Below are 1,163 nucleotides of genomic sequence, written 5' to 3' on the forward strand. Positions count from 1 at the left end.
CGCTCGCTCACCAACACCTTTTCCGGCATCAGGCCGGTCGATCTGCCGGGCTTCATCGTCGCCGAGCTGCTCGGCGCATTGATCGCGCTGGCGCTGATGGGCTGGCTGCTGCGGCCCGAAACCGCTCAGCAATCCAAGCCACAGAAAGCCAAGCCTTGACGGTCACGATCTATCATAACCCCGCTTGCGGCACCTCGCGCAACACGCTCGCCATGATCCGCGCCAGCGGCGAGGAGCCGGTGGTGATCGAATATCTGAAGACGCCGCCGAGCCGCGGACGGCTGCTCGAACTGATCGCGGTGATGGGCATCACCCCGCGCCAGCTTTTGCGGGAGAAGGGAACGCCTTATGCCGAGCTTGGCCTTGCCGATCCGAAATGGAGCGACGACGAGCTGATCGATTTCATGCTCGCCCACCCGATCCTGATCAACCGGCCGATCGTCGAGGCGCCCAAGGGAACGAGGCTCTGCCGGCCTTCGGAGGTGGTGCTGCCGCTGCTCGACCATCCGGTGCGCGAATTCGTCAAGGAAGACGGCGAGAAGGTCGCCTATACACAGCCCAACTAGAGGGCAGACGTGCAGCCGGCGAATAAGCGCGGCGATTATGGAGACCGGCCACCGTGGTTGTCGCCGCGCACGCACAGGCCAGCCATGGGCTCGTACCTGAAAACGGCTGTGGCAGCGTTCGTCTCTTGTAGCGACGTCCATTTGCCTTGACGCGCGTGCTGCCTGCCTTTGCAGTAGCGCTTCCTGTCTAGACGTTATGACCGTGTTGTGAGCGGCGGCCCGTCGGAGACGACGGCTATTGCCTTGAGGAGCTTGTCGCCGAGTTGGGCGCCGCGTTCCTTTGCGCCGACCTGGGGCTGCGCCTCGAGGATCGCGACGACCACGCCGCCTATATCGGTCACTGGCTGTCCGTGCTGAAGGGGGACAAGCGAGCGATCTTCGCCGCCGCGGCACACGCGCAGCGCGCCGCAGACTATCTGTCGCGTTTCAGCGCCTCCGAAGCAGCCGCCGCATGAGCGGCGGCCTTCTGGACCGACGCGATTATAGTATGCGACAGCTGGCCGTCGCTGCCACGCCGAGGGCCTCTTACGCCTCGGCGTGTGTATCGGCGCGCAAGAGGACATCGTCAAAAATAACGCCGGCCTCGTCGCTTATGGC

Annotated in this window: 1 protein-coding gene and 2 pseudogenes; all 3 read left to right on the plus strand. The window is 64.3% G+C overall.

Annotation, left to right across the window (positions count from 1 at the left end; genetic code table 11):
• Positions 1–159, plus strand: a pseudogene (locus tag ACWGS9_RS34885) (aquaporin family protein); the annotation flags it as partial.
• On the plus strand, positions 156–566 hold the full coding sequence (gene arsC, locus ACWGS9_RS34890) for an arsenate reductase (glutaredoxin) (RefSeq protein WP_454509440.1): 411 nt from the start codon (positions 156–158) through the stop codon (positions 564–566). The pseudogene ACWGS9_RS34885 and the gene arsC, both read left to right, overlap by 4 nt.
• Positions 567–778: 212 nt before the next feature.
• Positions 779–1,021: pseudogene (locus ACWGS9_RS34895) on the plus strand (zincin-like metallopeptidase domain-containing protein); the annotation flags it as partial.
• Positions 1,022–1,163 lie beyond the last annotated feature (142 nt).

The sequence above is a fragment of the Mesorhizobium sp. Arg314 genome (genome assembly GCF_053714275.1).